Origin of the sequence: Olsenella sp. kh2p3 (assembly GCA_900119625.1) — a bacterium.
GTDB lineage: Bacteria > Actinomycetota > Coriobacteriia > Coriobacteriales > Atopobiaceae > Tractidigestivibacter.
This window is the reverse complement of record FPKD01000007.1, coordinates 63,272-79,279: the sequence shown is the minus strand read 5'-3', so window position 1 is coordinate 79,279 and position 16,008 is coordinate 63,272. Positions and strand designations below refer to the sequence as shown.

The following is a 16,008-nucleotide window of genomic DNA, read 5'->3' as shown; positions in this document are numbered from 1 at the left end:
GCGCGCCTACCGAGAACCTCGAGGAGATGCATGCATATGGAGTTCCAGGAGCTCAAGGACTGCAGGTTCGACGGGTCGGGCCACTTCAAGCTCGATGACTATCCCACGGACGTCCACGTGGAGAAGAAGCTCAGGTCCAACTTCGAGGCCCTCACCGAGGCAAACACCCAGCGCATGGCCGAGCTCCAGGACAAGCTCTACGCCGAGGGACGCGAGGGGGTGGTGGTGATCCTGCAGGCAATGGACGCGGCGGGCAAGGACTCCACCATCAAGCACGTGATGAGCGGCGTAAACCCGCAGGGCGTGACGGTGTCAAGCTTCAAGCAGCCCTCCTCGGAGGAGCTCGCGCACGACTTCCTCTGGCGCGCCGTCACCAGGCTGCCGCGTCGCGGCTGCATTGGCCTCTTCAACCGCAGCTACTACGAAGACGTGCTGGTGGTGCGCGTGCACGATCTCCAGAAGACCTACCGTATGCCCAAGCGCGTGCTCGACACCTCGAAGGACGACTTCTTCGAGCAGCGCTACCGCCAGATTCGCGACTTCGAGCGCTACCTCTGGGAGAACGGCTACCGCGTGCTCAAGATCTTCCTCAACGTGAGCAGCGCCGAGCAGCGCAGACGCTTCCTCGACCGCATCGATGACGAGTCCAAGAACTGGAAGTTCTCCTCGTCCGACGTGACCGAGCGCCAGCTGTGGCCCAAGTACATGGATGCCTACGAGCACTGTATTGACCGCACCGCCACCAAGGAGGCGCCTTGGTACGTTATCCCGGCGGACCAGAAGTTCTACGCGCGCTGGCTTGTCTCGGAGGCAATCGTCCATACGCTCGAGGCGTGCGACCCGCACTACCCGGAGCTTCCCGCCGAGCAGCGCGGCGACCTGGAGGCCGCGCGCCAGGGCCTGCTCGCCGAGACGGGCGGCCACGACGACCGCTCCGAGCGCGACGCAACGGAGCGCGAGAACGGCTAACATAACCCAAGGTATGTGGCGCAACGAGAGGGGACGCGCATGTGGGTTCTAGCTGCGGTTGGTTCGGCGGTCTTTGCGGGCATCACATCGATTCTTGCCAAGTGCGGCATCCGTCACACCGACTCTGACGTGGCCACGGCGGTACGCACCATCGTCGTCCTGGCGTTTGCGTGGCTCATGGCGGGCGTGGTTGGCTCCATCCCCACCATCGGCCAGATAACGCCCAACTCGCTGCTCTTCCTGGCGCTCTCGGGTCTCGCCACTGGCGCGAGCTGGATCTGCTACTTCAAGGCACTCTCGATGGGCGACGTCAACAAGGTCGTGCCCATCGACAAGTGCTCCACGGTGCTCACGGTGCTTCTCGCCATCGTGCTCTTTGGCGAGACCGAGAACCTTGCCGTGAAGCTTGTGGGCTGTGCGGGGATCCTTGTTGGCACCTTGATGATGATTGAGCGCAAGCAGCAGGACCACGACGTCCAGGGGCGCTCATGGATGTGGTACGCCGTGGGTTCTGCCGTCTTTGCCGCGCTTACGTCGATCCTCGCCAAGGTGGGCATCGAGGGCGTGGAGTCAAACCTTGCAACGGCCATCCGCACCTGCTTTGTGCTGGTCATGGCATGGGTGGTTGTGGCCATGCGTGGCAAGCTGGGCGAGGTGCGCGGCATCGACAGGCACGAGCTGCTCTTCATCTGCCTTTCCGGCGTTGCCACGGGCGCCTCGTGGCTCTGCTACTACTACGCCATCCAGACGGGTGTGGTCTCGGTGGTGGTTCCCATCGACAAGCTGTCCATCGTGGTGTCCATGGCCTTCTCGGCGGCGGTCTTCAAGGAGACCTACACCAAGCGCTCGCTCACGGGCCTGGCCATCATCGTGGCGTCCACGCTTCTGATGGCGTTCTTTAGGTAGGGGCGCGACGGCAGACTGGCCTACTCGGCCTTCACCGCGTTGGACGTGTCGGCGATGATCCTCACGATCTCCTCTGCCTCGGCAGTGTCCTTAAAGATCACGGGCAGGAAGTGCTTGGAGCAGCCGTTCTCCACATAGACGCTTGCCCTGTTGCCCATGGCGATGAGAACCGCGCCAACAATGACGAGCAGGACGCCCAGCAGTCCAACCTGTGGCACTCCGCAGAGGGCAACAACCACGGCGATGGCGCCAAAGATAATGAGCATGCGGGCAATGCCAATGTACTTGTTGGCAGACCCAAGTCCCACCGCGGTGACGGATCGCATGGGGATGACCTCATAGCCCGTCTTGTCGGTGACAATGATGCTGCGTTCGCTGGTGTGGACCTGGATGTTGTCGCGGCTGATGACAACCGAGCTGCTTTCGGCGTCGTAGGTCTTGGTGCGGCCCTTCTCCAGCGCATGGTGATATCGGCTGGTCTGGATGCCCGTGGCGCTGCTTGGGCGAACCTTGCGCGCTGCCGACGTTGAGGTGGTGCCTTCGGTTTGTGTCACATCAATCTTTCGTCCGCAGTGCTTGCAAAACGTGGCGCCATCTTCAAGGGCCTTTCCGCAGTAAGGGCAGGTACGTGTCATGGTGTTGCCTCTCATTCTCTTTGACCCGCTGACAGCGCCATTGTTCGTCCGTTTTTTTAAAACTTGTTGCGCAATTAATCGCGGCCGGGCGGCCCGGCGCGCATCCCCTACCATGGTTGGTGCTTTGGCTGGCGGCAGGGGCTCGTCGGCCGCCTGTTGCAGGAGGTGTGTTGCTCTTGGACGAGAAGACTGCCAGCGAGAACCCCGTGGCGCGCCGCGTGCCGCCGGTGACCCAGGAGATGCGCGAGAAGTACCGCCGGCTGGTGGACTACCTGCGTGAGCAGGGAAGCGTCGCCGTGGCGTTCTCTGGCGGGGTCGACTCCACGCTGCTCCTGTATGCCGCGCACGAGGCGCTGGGCGAGAAGTGCCTGGCGGTCACTGCGCGCTCGGAGTCGTTCCCGCAGCGTGAGCGGGCCGAGGCGGACTCTTTCTGCGGGCGAGAGGGCATCGCGCACGTGCCGGTGGACTCGGAGGCGCTGGGCATCCCCGGCTTTGACCACAACCCCAAGGACCGCTGCTACCTCTGTAAGAGCGAACTCTTCCAGCGGATTTGCCGCGTCGCGCGCGAGAGGGGCATGGCGCACGTGGCCGAGGGCTCCAACGTGGACGACGAGGGTGACTACCGCCCTGGCCTGCGTGCCGTTGCCGAGCAGGGCATCTTGAGCCCGCTTCGACACGTGGGTCTGCGCAAGGCGGAGATCCGCGCGCTTTCGCGCGAGCTGGGGCTTCCCACCTGGGACAAGCAGTCGTTTGCGTGTCTGTCGTCGCGCTTTGTGTACGGTGAGCTCATCTCGCGTACGCGCCTGGCCATGGTGGACCGCGCGGAGCAGGAGCTTCTCGACCTGGGCCTTACACAGGTACGCGTGCGCGTCCACGGCGAGAAGGGCCCCATTGCCCGCATCGAGGTGCTGCCCGAGGAGTTTGGGCTGCTCGTCGCGCATGCCGCGCAGGTTGCCGCGGATCTTCGCTCGCTGGGCTTCTCGTACGTGACCATGGACCTGGCGGGCTACCACACGGGCTCCATGAACCAGTCGCTGGGGGAGGCGCGCGCATGAGCGAGAACGGCGCCGGCTATGATGACCTGGGCTTTGCCAAGCTGGACACCAACCGCGAGAAGCGCACCGGCTTTCCCGAGGTGGTGTTCTGCGAGGGCAAGCCCGACGCATTTCTGCCCAAAATCTTCCAGCACCTTGTTGTCGCGGACGGCCGGGCCCTGGGCACGCGCGCGAGCGAGCACCAGGCTGGCCTTGTGCGAGAAGTGCTGCCCCAGGCGAGCTACGACCCGGTCTCGCGCATCTTGAGCGTTGCGCCGGAGGTGCCGGTGCCGCAGGTGGGGCACGTCGCCGTAGTGTGCGCCGGCACGGCGGACACGCCGGTGGCCGAGGAGGCCGCGCGCGTGGCGGAGTTCTTTGGCTCCCGCGTGACGCGTCACTACGACGTGGGCGTGGCCGGCCTCCACAGGCTGCTCGACCAGATGGAACGCGAGGACGGTATCCGTGCGGCCAACTGCGTGGTGGCAGTCGCCGGTATGGAAGGCGCGCTTGCGAGCGTGGTAGGCGGGCTTGTCTCGGTGCCTGTGGTTGCGGTGCCCACCTCGGTTGGGTACGGGGCGTCGTTCAACGGCATGGCGGCGCTTCTCAGCATGCTCAACTCCTGTGCAAACGGCGTGGCCACGGTCAACATCGACAACGGGTTTGGCGCGGCGTACCTGGCCACGCAGATCAACCGCCTTGCGGTGGGAGGGAGCGCCTCGTGAGCACGCTTTTCTGGGACTGCCAGACCGGTATCAGCGGCGACATGGCCGTGGCGTCTCTGCTGGACCTTGGTGCCAGCGAGGAGGCCGTGCGAGCTGCGCTGGCTCCGCTTGCGGGCGAGGGCTTTGAGTTGCGCATTGGTCGCGTGGAGAAGGCCGGCCTCGACTGCTGCGACTTTGATGTGGTGCTGGACGAGGAGCACGACGGCCACGACCATGACATGACGTACCTGTACGACCCCGAGTGGACGCCGGGAGAGGGGAGTGACGGCGCGCACGCGCACGGCGACGGGCACCCGCACGCGCACGAGCACCATCATCGCAGCTACGCGCAGGTGCGAGAGGTGCTCGCGTCGCTCGACCTTGCGCCCCGCGCGCGGTCTCTTGCCGAGAAGGCTTTCCTCCTGCTGGCCCAGGCAGAGTCCAAGGCGCACGGCGTGCCTGTGGACGAGGTGCACTTCCACGAAGTGGGGGCGATCGACGCCATCGTGGACGTTGTGGCGGCGGCCGTCTGCCTGGACAGCTTGGGGGTCGAGAAGGTCATCGTGCCGCGCGTGGTCGACGGCACGGGCATGGTGCGCTGCCAGCATGGGGTGATTCCCGTGCCGGTACCTGCCGTGGTAAACATCGCTGCTGACACGGGGCTGCCGCTGAGCGTGGGCTCGCGCCAGGGCGAGCTGGTCACGCCTACGGGCGCGGCCCTTGCTGCTGCGGCCATGACCTCGACTTCGTTGCCGGAGCGCTTCTCGGTGAAGGCGTGTGGCATGGGCGCGGGCAAGCGCGACTACGATCCGCCCAGCATTCTGCGCGCGCTGCTCATCGAGGAGATGGACTCCGGCGACGACATGGCTTCCGGCGCCGGCCCTACCCACAGCGCCGCCCCGAGTTCCGACGACGCCCCCGCCCACGGCGGCGCCCCTGCCCCCGGCGACTGGATCTGGAAGCTCGAGTGCAACATCGACGACAGCACAGGCGAGATGCTTGGCGCCGTTCTCGAGGACCTCATGGCGGCGGGCGCCCGTGACGCCCACTTCCTGCCCGTCTTCATGAAGAAGAACCGGCCGGCCTACGAGCTGGCTATCATCTGCGACGACGCCCACCGCGAGGCGCTCGAGCGCATCGTGTTCGCCGAGACCACGACCATCGGCATCCGGCGGCAGCGCATGGAACGCAGCGTGATGGAGGTCTCGTGGCGCGACGCCGAGACGAGCTACGGCACTGTGCGCGTGAAGGTCTGCGAGCGAGACGGGCTTCTCCGTGCCTACCCGGAGTACGAGTCGGTGCGCGCGGTGGCACGCACTGCTGGGGCTGACTTCCGCACGGTGTACCTAGCCGCAGCGACGTCTCTCTAGGGGTAGCGGCTGCTGGTGGCCGTCGTCTCCGGGCTTACCAGAGGGCGCGCCAAAGAGCCTGTCCAAAACCTGCGGCTTAATAGCACTTCGGAAAATGGCTGCAGCGCGTCTACCTGCGGTTTTGCTCGGCAGAGCTCTTTTCGAACTGCTATTAAGCCGCAGGTTTTTTGGTGCCGACGCCCGAGTGAGATGCCGTGCCGCCGGAACCGGAGAAATGTCGCCGGAAGGCCCCTTTTGTACGCACTTGTCGCCAAAACGCCTGCTCCGGCGACGCCGGGGGTGCTGTCAAACAGAGCCTGCCACCGCGCCCCGCCGCGGCCGCCACCACACCCCGCCGCTAGTACTTGTTGTAGATGTGCTCCGCCGAGCCGCGCAGCCCGTCAACGCAGAGCGCGCTACCATCGTCGAGCACTACCGTCCCGCTGAACGTCCCAAACACCTGGTGCTGCCGGCTCACGATTACGCCCGCAAGGTCGATGTTGTCGGTGCGGTCAATCTGCGGCTCGAAGGCCAGACTGAGCCGTCCCTCGTCGTCGGTCATATGCCAGGGCGAGAGGTACGCGTAGCCGTTCTCGCCAACGGGGATGCCAAAGTCAACGCGTCCCAGCTTATGGGCCACGCCGTCCACGAAGACCATGTTCTCGCTGGCCGCGCGCGTGTTGCCAAACCCGTAGCCAAGGTTGAGGCCCACCACGCGCCCGCCTTGGCGCCCCTGCGCGGCAGCCCAGTACCAGGTGTTCTCGTACGTCCACACGCCGCGTCCCCAGTCGAGAAGCCCAAACGAATCGTCCCGCGAGAACTCGTGGAAGAGCGCGCCCCGCCTAAAGCCGCCCCACGCACGCATGCCCACGATCTTGCGGTTGTAGTAGAACGCGTGAGGGTCCTCGTCCCACGGAGTGCAGATGACCATAGAGTCGCGAGGCTGCTGGTCGAGAAGGGCCTCCACCTCAAGGTCCTCGCCATCATCGAAGTCGTGCATGGCAAACGAGAGGCGCCGTGCGCCTCCCACGTGACGCCACTCCACGTGGCAGCGCGCGTTCTCCCAGCAGATGTCGCCCATGTCCGAGCTTGCCGGCAGCCCCATTGAGCCCAGAGGCAGGGCGACCGTCTCGGACGTGGTCTTGAAGGAGCGCGCCGAGAAGTCCAGGACAGACGCCGAGACAAGTCCAAGGTACCCGAGGTCGCTAAAGGTTAGTGCCACGGCATAGCGCTCGTCGTTTATGAGGTAGTAGTCCCAATCCTTGATGCGCCACGGGGGCGCCTGGATGTCCGCGTGGTTGTAGGCGAAGGGCGGGCGCGTTGCCCAGCCGGGCTCGCGAAGACGGCCCTCCTCGTCAAGAAGCCTGCCGGTTCCGGTGATGCGATGCTCGGACATGGCAACCCCTCTCCACGAGACCTCTCCGTGGATTCAGCATCCACCGTCCGATGGAGGTTGACGTCGCCACTTCGGCAGACGGGATTGAGTAAAGCGGGATTGGTTTGCCCGGCAAATCAATCCCGTTGCCCGGTAACGGAATCCCGTTGCCCGGTAAATCAATCCCGCAGGGTATGCTCCTCAACTCTCGCCCGTTCTTTTTTCGAGCGCGTTTCAGGCGTGTGTATGTTGGGAAGCAAGCTGTCCCCGTTTTTCTTGACGAAACACACCCAGCATAGACTTCCAACGGTACGAAGGGGCTCTCGCGGCGGCAACGCGGCAGGAACCCGCATGGCACGCCCGCCCGCGCGGGCGCTTGGAGAGGGGAATACATGGCATCCAACCAGGTGGCCAAGGACACCAGCACCGGTCAGGGCCTGTACCGGGAGGAGTTCGAGCACGACGCCTGCGGCATCGGCGCGATCGCTCACCTCAAGGGCCAGAAGTCACACCAGCTGCTCGATGACGCACTCACGCTCCTTGTGAACCTCGAGCACCGCGGCGGCAAGGGCCTGGAGAGAAACACCGGCGATGGTGCCGGCATCCTGTTCCAGATCCCGCACCGCTTCTTCCGCAAGGAGGCCCAGAAGTATGGCCACCTGCTCCCCGACGAGGGCGAGTACGGCGTGGCCATGGTCTTCTTCCCGCAGGACGCGGAGGGTGCGCAGGTGGCGCGCCGCGTCTTCGAGGAGGGCTGCGCCGAGCAGGGCATCCCCCTGCTCTTCTGGCGAGAGGTGCCCATCGACCCGCATGACCTGGGCGAGACGGCACTAGCCTGCATGCCTACCATCTACCAGGCGTTCCTTGGGCGTCCGGCAGACGTGTCCGCGGGCGACGAGTTCGAGCGCAAGCTCTACGTATGCCGTCGTACTATCGAGAAGTCCGCGGCCGCGCACCACGGGCTCGAGGGCAAGATCTTCTACGTGTGCTCCATGAGCGCACGCACCATCGTGTACAAGGGCATGCTCGTTGCCACTCAGATGCGCAACTTCTACCTGGACCTGAACGACGCTGCTGCAGAGTCGGCGCTCGCCCTCGTGCACTCGCGCTACTCCACCAACACCACGCCCAGCTGGGAGCGCGCCCACCCCAACCGCTACATCGTTCACAACGGCGAGATAAACACCCTTCGCGGCAACGTCAACTGGATTCGCGCCCGCGAGTCCGAGTTCTACTCGCCCGTGCTGGGCGCGGACCTCGGCCACGTGATGCCCGTCATCAACCGCGAGGGCTCGGACTCCGCCATCCTCGACAACGTGCTCGAGTTCCTCACTATGAACGGCAGGCCCCTCTCGCGCGCCGTCACCATGCTTCTCCCCGAGCCGTGGGACAAGAACAAGCAGCTCTCCGACGCGCGTCGCGCCTACGACTGCTATCAGTCCATGCTCACCGAGAGCTGGGACGGCCCTGCCGCCATCGCATTCTCGGACGGCCGCATCACCGGCGCCGCCCTCGACAGGAACGGCCTGCGTCCCGCCCGCTACTACGTCACCCACGACGACCGCATGATCCTTGCCTCCGAGGCAGGCGCCCTGACCGTCGAGCCCGACGAGATCCTGCAGACGGGCTCGCTCGGCCCCGGCCAGATGTTCGTTGTCGACCCCTCCCAGGGACGCATCATCTGGGACGACGAGGTCAAGGCACACTTTGCGGCGCAGAAGCCCTTCCGTGACTGGATCGACGAGGAGACCCTCTCGGTGAGCGACCTTGCCAAGGGCGAGAAGGACCCCTTCGAGGCCATTGACGCCGACGTGTCTCTCACCCAGCGCCTGGCCCGTCACGGCTACCACTTCGACGACGTCGAGGAGGCCGTGCGCCCCATGGCAAACACGGGCAAGCCGCCCCTGGCCTCCATGGGCTCCGACGTTCCTCTCGCCGTGCTCTCCGGCCACCCGCGCTCGTTCTTCGACTACTTCAACCAGCTCTTTGCGCAGGTCACCAACCCGCCTATTGATGCGCTGCGCGAGAGCTTCGTGACGTCTTCTGTGCTCTACCTGGGCAACCACGGCAACATGCTCGAGGACTCCCGCAAGAACTGCCAGCTCCTCCGCTTGGATGATCCCATCCTCACCAAGGACGAGTTCGAGCGCATCGCGACGCTCGATCGCCAGGGCTTCCATGCCGCGTGCTTCTCGGCGACGTATCCCCGCGAGGCGGGGGAGGGCGCGCTTCGGAAGGCGCTCGAGTCGCTTTGCAAGGGCGTCGAGAAGGCCGTGCGCGCCGGTGCCAACGTGGTGGTCATCTCCGACCGCGCCGGCGACGGCCAGGTGCCCATCCCATCGCTGCTCTCGGTCTCGGCCGTCCACAATCACATGATTCGCACGGGCATCCGCATGAAGGCCGACATCGTGGTGGAGTGCGGCGACGCTATCACCCCGCATGACTACGCGACGCTCGTGGGGTACTCCGCCTCGGGCATCTACCCCTACATGGCGCATGCGTGCATCACTGCCCTTGCTGAGCGCGGCTCTCTGGGCGTGAGCGCCGAGGAGGGCATCGCCAACTACGACCGCGCGGTCAACGCCGGCATCACCTCGATCATGTCCAAGATGGGCATCTCCACGATGCAGGGCTATCACTCCGCGCAGATCTTCGAGATTGTTGGCTTTGACCAGGGATTTGTTGACCGTTGCTTCACGGGCACCGTCTCGCGCGTGGGCGGCCTCGACGAGGACGGCGTAGAGCGCGAGTGCAACGAGCGCTATGACGAGGCGCTGGCCCTGCTCAAGACCCCCGCGCCTACGCAGCTGGCAAGCTCCGGCATCACCAAGTGGCGCCCGCTCGGTGGCGAGGAGCACATCATCACCCCGCAGGTCATCTATCTGCTGCATCGTGCCGTGCGCGAGAACAGCCCCGAGCTCTTCTCGGAGTACTCCAAGGCGCTCCACCCCAAGGGACGCGCCATCATGCTGCGCGACCTCCTCGAGTTTGTGCCACTGGCGTCCGGCCCCGTGCCGCTTGACGAGGTGGAGAGCGCCGACTCCATCGTGAAGCACTTCGAGACCAGCGCCATGAGCTTTGGCGCCATCTCCGACGAGGCGCACCGCGCCCTCGCCATCGCGATGAACCGCATTGGCGCCAAGTCCAACACGGGCGAGGGTGGCGAGAACCCCGACCGCGAGACCACGCTCGCCAACGGTGACTCCGCAAACTCCAAGGTCAAGCAGGTCGCCTCCGCGCGCTTTGGCGTGACGAGCCGCTATTTGGTCTCCGGCGAGGAGATCCAGATCAAGATGGCCCAGGGCGCCAAGCCCGGCGAGGGCGGTCACCTGCCCGGCACCAAGGTCTGGCCGTGGATCGCCAAGGTCCGCAACTCCACGCCTGGTGTGGGCCTTGTCTCGCCCCCGCCGCACCACGACATCTACTCCATCGAGGACCTGGCCGAGCTCATCTTCGACCTCAAGAATGCCAACCCCAGGGCAACGGTCTCGGTCAAGCTCGTCTCCGAGGCGGGCGTGGGCACCATTGCCACCGGCGTTGCCAAGGGCGGAGCCAACAAGATCTTGATCTCCAGTGCCAATGGCGGCACCGGCGCCGCGCCGCGTGACTCCATCTATCACACAGGCCTGCCGCTCGAGCTTGGCCTTGCCGAGACGCAGCAGACGCTGCTCAGGAACGGCCTGCGCTCGCGCGTTGAGCTCGAGGCCGACGGCAAGCTCATGGACGGTCGCGACGTGGCAGTGGCTGCGCTTCTCGGCGCCGAGGTCTTTGACTTTGGCACGGCCGCGCTGCTCTCGCTTGGCTGCCTCATGCAGCGCGACTGCCAGACGGACACCTGCCCCATGGGCATCGCCACGCAGAACTGCGAGCTCCGCAAGCGCTTCCGCGGCAAGCCCGAGCACGTGGTCAACTTCATGTACCTTGTGGCCGATGAGCTGCGCCACATCATGGCTGAGCTGGGCTTCCGCACGGTCCAGGACATGGTTGGACACCCCGAGTGCCTTCGCCAGGTCGAGGTTCCGGGCAACTGGAAGGCCAACACCATCGACCTCTCGCCTGTTCTCGCAAGCGTCACCAACGAGTTTGGCAAGAGCGTCCCCGGCGCCGCTGCCCGTCACTTCCTGCCCGAGATGGGGCCTGCCGACGAGCTCTCGAGCACGCTGGACGCGACGCTCTTCGTGCCCTACACCGAGACCGCGCGCCGCACGCTCACGCCAGTGCACTTTCACGCTGACATTGCCAACGTGAACCGCTGCGTGGGCACCATGCTCGGCTCCGAGGTCACCCGCACGCACCCGGAGGGCCTCCCCGAGGGCTCCATCACCATCGACTGCGTTGGCTCCGGCGGCCAGAGCTTCGGCGCCTTCCTTCCGGCCGGCATCACCATCAACGTGATTGGTGACGCCAACGACTACTTTGGCAAGGGCCTCTCGGGCGGCATCCTCACAGTTGCCCCCGCACCTAGCGCCACGTACAAGTTCGACGAGAACGTCTCCATTGGCAACGTGGCCTTCTACGGCGCCACGGGCGGCAAGGGCTTCATCAACGGCTTGGCCGGCCAGCGCTTTGGCGTGCGCAACTCCGGCGCCACCATCGTGTGCGAGGGCGTAGGCAACCACGGCTGCGAGTACATGACGGGCGGCATGGCGCTCATCTTGGGCGAGGTTGGCATCAACTTTGCCGCGGGCATGAGCGGCGGCGTGGCCTTCGTCTACGACGAGTACGGCACGCTGCCCAGCCGCTGCAACACCGACATGGTCGAGCTCAAGCGCCCCACCGAGCGCGACTTCCAGACCATCCGCGCCCTCATCGAGGAGCACGCGAGAAGGACCAAGAGCCCGCGCGGCATCAAGATGCTCTACATGTTCGACGACATCAAGGACAAGTTCGTGAAGGTCATCCCGCACGAGTACGAGGTTGCCCTCGAGCTCACCGAGGCCGCCGAGGCCGCGGGCAAGACCCACGACGAGGCGATCGAGATCGCCTTCGAGACCATGAGGAACGGGAGGTAGGCCATGGGCAAGGTCGGAGCTTACATCGACCTCGGAAGGGTCGCCCACGGCGAGAGGCCCGCAGCCGAGACGCTCAAGGACTTTGGCGAGTTTGCCGTGCCGCTGGACGAGAAGGACCAGCGCTCGCAGGCCAGTCGCTGCATGTACTGTGGCGTGGCGTTCTGCCAGACGGGCTTCTCGTTTGGCAAGGCGCGCAGCTCGGGCTGCCCGCTGCACAACCTGATTCCCGAGTGGAACGACCTCATGTGGCGCGGCATGTGGACCGACGCTGCGGAGCGCCTGGCGCTCACCAACCCGCTGCCCGAGTTCACGAGCCGTGTGTGCCCCGCTCCCTGCGAGGCCGCGTGCAACCTGGGCCTTGAGGACGAGCCCACCACCATCAAGGACGACGAGCGCGCCATTTCCGACCACGAGTGGGCAGCGGGCGGCCCCGCGCCACTTGCACCTGCCGCCGAGGACGCGCCTCGCGTCGCCGTGGTTGGGTCCGGCCCTGCCGGCCTGGCCACGTCGTGGGAGCTCGCACGCCGCGGCGCGCGCGTGACGCTCTTCGAGCGCCACGACCGCGCGGGTGGCCTGCTCATGTACGGCATTCCCAACATGAAGCTCCCCAAGGAGGTCGTCGAGCGCAGGCTCGACCTCATGGAGAAGAGCGGCATCGAGATCCGCTGCGGCGCCGACGCCACCTCGCCCGAGGTTGCAGACGAGCTTGCCGGCTTCGACGCCGTGGTTGTGGCTGCGGGCGCAGCCCAGGCGCGCGGCCTGCGCGTCCCCGGTGCGGACAACCCCAACGTGGTCTTTGCCGTGGACTACCTTACGGCGCAGACCAAGGCCCTGCTCGACGGTCATCCTGAGGCTCCCGCGGTAAGCGCCGAGGGCAAGGACGTGGTTGTCATCGGTGGTGGCGACACCGGCACCGACTGCGTTGCAACGGCGCTTCGCCAGCACGCCAAGAGCGTCCACCAGCTGGAGTTCCTGCCCGCGCCTCCCGAGGTGCGCGCTGCCTCCAACCAGTGGCCCGAGTGGCCCAACACCAAGAAAACCGACTACGGTCAGGTCGAGGCCGAGCTCGTGCAGGGCGCCGACCCGCGCAGCTGGGCAACGAACACCCTTGAGGTGCTCGCGGACGAGAACGGCGGAGTTCGCGGCCTTCGCGTAGTTTCGCTCGACTGGTCGCACGGCAAGCCCGAGCCCATCGAGGGCTCCGAGCGCGAGATTCCGGCGCAGCTGGTTCTTCTCGCCATGGGCTTCACCGGTCCCGAGGCCTCGATTTACGAGGCACTTGGCGTCACCACCGAGGAGCTACGTGGCGGCGTGAGGCCCAAACTCGCCGCAGCGGGCTCCCACCGCACCGTGAGCAAGGGCGAGACGCCGATCTTCGCTGCCGGCGATGCACGCTCCGGCTCGTCTCTCGTCGTTGCTGCCATTTCCGACGGTCTTGCCTGCGCTGGTGAGGTTGCCAGCGCACTTGGACTCTAAGCGCGCTATTCGGCCGGTCCCCCTGGGGGCCGGCCGAGTGCTTTTGGATTCGTCGCCCGCGCTGCTCTCGCCGTTCGTCCTTGTCACCTCTCGTTCCCGATTGGAGGAAAGGCCATGTCACACGCCTCGTCCGCACCGCTCAGGATGACCGAGATGCGCGAGAGACACCTCTCGCTCAAAAGGGGAGGGGCACGGCGCGCAGATGCCATTGGGACAGATGGCCTGATCTGGTCCTCGCAGGATGCGCACAGGGATGCCGACAAGCTCCTTTGGATGGAGGACGGTGTCGAGAAGGACGCGCCAGAACTCGACGAGCCCACGAGGACGTGGCTCGAGGAGTCGTCCGAGTGGACCGGGCCCTCGGGCGCAGGCGGCTCCGCAGGCAACGCCGACGACGGGGGAGAGGATCCCACACCCCCCAACACCCTCGTGTGGCTATGAGACAAAGGGAGTTTCCCTTTGTCTCATGTTGGCAACTTATCGCGTTTAACTTGAGCCCTCCGGCGTCAAAACGACGCCGGAGGGCTCGTCTCGTACGGAATCGCGTCGGAAAGACTCGCTCGGGCGTCGTTGTGAGCCGGGGGCGTGTTGCCGCAGCAAGTACGTTCTAAACCCATGCCCCGGCGTCGTTTTGGCGTCGGGGCTGCCTTTCAGCGGCTGACAATTTCCAAGATGGACCGACATGCCGCTTGACCTAAACCTAACTTCAGGTCACAGAATAGCACGCAAGGGCGCTTCCGCCCCATGAGCCCCTTGTTCACAAGAAAGGATATGCCCGATGAACAAGTCATTAGTTGCGTACTTCAGTGCCACTGGCACAACGGAGAGGGCGGCAAAGTCCCTCGCCAAGGCCGCTGGTGCAGACCTTTACCGCATTACGCCTGCGGTGCCCTATTCCAGCCGGGACCTCAACTGGAACAACTCCTCGAGCAGGTCGTCTGTCGAGATGGGCGATGATTCCTCGCGTCCCGCCCTTGCCCAGGCCGTACCGGATCTCTCCTCGTACGACGCAGTCTTTGTGGGCTTCCCCATCTGGTGGTATATGGAGCCCCGCATTGTCGACACGTTTCTGGAGGCCTGTGACCTTGGAGGGAAGACCGTGGTTCCCTTTGCGACAAGCGGAAGCAGCGGCATCTCTCGTGCGGCAAGCAGGATGCGCGGCCTTGTCCCCCAGGCGCGCGTACTCGATGGTCGCATGATGAACGACAGGCCCTCTGCCAGCGAGCTCGAGGCCTGGATCCGGGGCCTTGGACTCTAAGGGTCACACGCCACAAACGCTACCTGGCAGATCAAAACAGACGAGAGGAACTATCATGCTCGGAAACTTTACGTACGAGAACCCCTGTCGCGTGCACTTTGGTCCCAACGCCCTGGACGACCTGCCCGGCGAGCTGGCTAAGTTTGGCCCCAAGGTGTTGCTCACCTACGGTGGTGGCTCCATCAAGCGCGGCGGGTTGTACGACAAGGTAATTGCAGCGCTTCACGATGCCGGCAAGAACGTGGTCGAGGTGCCCGGCGTCATGTCTAACCCCACCGCCGACAAGCTTCGCGAGGGCGCCAAGGTCGCTCGCGAGAACGATGTCGACTTAATCCTGGCCGTGGGCGGCGGCTCCACCATCGACTACGCCAAGGGCGTCTCGGTCTCCGCCTGGACCGAGGGCGACCCCTGGGAGCACCTCTATCTGCACATGGAGCAGCCTACTGGCAAGATTATCCCCGTGGGCGATGTGCTCACCATGAGCGGCACCGGCTCCGAGATGAACGCTGGCTCAGTGATTACCAATCACGAGGAAGGTCTCAAAATCGGCCATGTGTTTGGTCCCAACGTGATGCCCAAGTTTGCCATCGTGAATCCCGAACTCACCTTCACCGTGCCCGGCTACCAGATGAAGGCCGGCATCTTCGATGCCTTCAACCACATCCAGGAGCAGTACTTCTCGGGTACCGACGACAACACCAGCGACTATATTGCCGAGGGTCTCATGAGAAGCCTCGTGCACGCCAGCCGCATCGCGGTGAAGGACCCCACCAACTACGAGGCGCGCTCCAACATCAGCTGGGTGTGTACGTGGGCGCTCAACACGCTCATCGCCTGTGGCAAGTCAACCGACTGGGAGGTTCACATGCTGGGCCAGGCCATCGGTGCGGTGACTGACGCCACGCACGGTATGACCCTCTCCGCCGTGGCGCTGCCCTACTATCGCCTTGTCATGCCTTATGGCGTCGAGAAGTTCGCGCGCTTTGCTACCAGCGTATTTGACGTGCCCGCCGAGGGCCGCACAACCCAGCAGCTTGCCGAGGCTGGCCTTGAGGCTCTGAGTGCCTGGATGGACGAGATTGGCGTGGTGCGCCACGCGAGCGAGCTGGGCCTCACCGAGGAACTCATCCCCGCTGCCGTGAAGGCAACCATCATCCTGGATGGCGGCTACCACAAGCTCACGACCGGCGAGGTTGCGCAGATCTTCCGAGCGAGTCTGTAGTCCCGCCTCCGTCTCCCCCTCCCGTTCTTTATCGGTATCTGAGAATCTCGCCAAAATCTACCTGCGGAAAC

12 protein-coding genes and 1 pseudogene are annotated in these 16,008 nt (G+C 65.0%); 10 read left to right on the top strand and 3 right to left on the bottom strand.

The features are described 5' to 3' along the window. Positions 1–36 precede the first annotated feature (36 nt). A complete protein-coding gene (locus BT122_RS08380; protein WP_072355484.1) occupies positions 37–969 on the top strand; it encodes a polyphosphate kinase 2 family protein in 933 nt (310 codons plus the stop codon). A gap of 39 nt (positions 970–1,008) precedes the next feature. Then, positions 1,009–1,875, top strand: a complete 867-nt coding sequence (locus BT122_RS08375; RefSeq protein ID WP_072355483.1) for an EamA family transporter — start codon at positions 1,009–1,011, stop codon at positions 1,873–1,875. A gap of 20 nt (positions 1,876–1,895) precedes the next feature. Here BT122_RS08375 and BT122_RS08370 read toward each other — a convergent pair whose 3' ends face one another. Both BT122_RS08370 and BT122_RS11285 read right to left on the bottom strand, forming a co-directional pair. After that, positions 1,896–2,429 carry a hypothetical protein gene (locus tag BT122_RS08370; RefSeq protein ID WP_286130347.1) on the bottom strand — a complete coding sequence of 178 codons (534 nt, stop codon included), beginning with the start codon at positions 2,427–2,429 and terminating at the stop codon, positions 1,896–1,898. A 9-nt stretch (positions 2,430–2,438) separates the two neighbouring features. Continuing rightward, positions 2,439–2,510 (bottom strand): annotated as a pseudogene (locus BT122_RS11285) (zinc ribbon domain-containing protein); the annotation flags it as partial. Between the two features lie 176 nt (positions 2,511–2,686). On the opposite strand from BT122_RS11285, the gene larE reads away from it, so the two are divergent. From larE to larC, 3 genes are read left to right on the top strand one after another with little or no spacing between them, the layout of a single operon-like run. Then, positions 2,687–3,565: an ATP-dependent sacrificial sulfur transferase LarE gene (larE, locus tag BT122_RS08365; protein ID WP_218161976.1), complete on the top strand. Its 879-nt coding sequence runs from the start codon at positions 2,687–2,689 to the stop codon at positions 3,563–3,565. Continuing rightward, positions 3,562–4,266, top strand: a complete 705-nt coding sequence (larB, locus tag BT122_RS08360) for a nickel pincer cofactor biosynthesis protein LarB (protein ID WP_072355481.1) — start codon at positions 3,562–3,564, stop codon at positions 4,264–4,266. The genes larE and larB overlap by 4 nt, the downstream gene beginning before the upstream one ends. After that, entirely contained in the window at positions 4,263–5,615 is a 1,353-nt protein-coding gene (gene larC, locus BT122_RS08355; RefSeq protein ID WP_143190020.1) for a nickel pincer cofactor biosynthesis protein LarC, read from the top strand. Before larB ends, larC begins: the two co-directional genes overlap by 4 nt. Positions 5,616–5,952: 337 nt before the next feature. Here larC and BT122_RS08350 read toward each other — a convergent pair whose 3' ends face one another. Continuing rightward, positions 5,953–6,990, bottom strand: coding sequence for a DUF2804 domain-containing protein (locus BT122_RS08350; protein ID WP_072355480.1), 1,038 nt, complete (start codon positions 6,988–6,990; stop codon positions 5,953–5,955). 371 nt (positions 6,991–7,361) lie between these two features. Between BT122_RS08350 and gltB the strand changes: the two genes are divergently transcribed. From gltB to BT122_RS08325, 5 genes are all read left to right on the top strand, one after another. After that, a complete protein-coding gene (gene gltB / locus BT122_RS08345; protein ID WP_072355479.1) occupies positions 7,362–11,981 on the top strand; it encodes a glutamate synthase large subunit in 4,620 nt (1,539 codons plus the stop codon). 3 nt (positions 11,982–11,984) lie between these two features. After that, positions 11,985–13,457: a glutamate synthase subunit beta gene (locus BT122_RS08340; protein ID WP_072355478.1), complete on the top strand. Its 1,473-nt coding sequence runs from the start codon at positions 11,985–11,987 to the stop codon at positions 13,455–13,457. 114 nt (positions 13,458–13,571) lie between these two features. Then, positions 13,572–13,898, top strand: a complete 327-nt coding sequence (locus BT122_RS08335; RefSeq protein ID WP_072355477.1) for a hypothetical protein — start codon at positions 13,572–13,574, stop codon at positions 13,896–13,898. Between the two features lie 337 nt (positions 13,899–14,235). Continuing rightward, positions 14,236–14,715, top strand: a complete 480-nt coding sequence (locus BT122_RS08330) for a flavodoxin (protein ID WP_072355476.1) — start codon at positions 14,236–14,238, stop codon at positions 14,713–14,715. A 55-nt stretch (positions 14,716–14,770) separates the two neighbouring features. Then, entirely contained in the window at positions 14,771–15,937 is a 1,167-nt protein-coding gene (locus BT122_RS08325; RefSeq protein ID WP_072355475.1) for an iron-containing alcohol dehydrogenase, read from the top strand. Positions 15,938–16,008 lie beyond the last annotated feature (71 nt).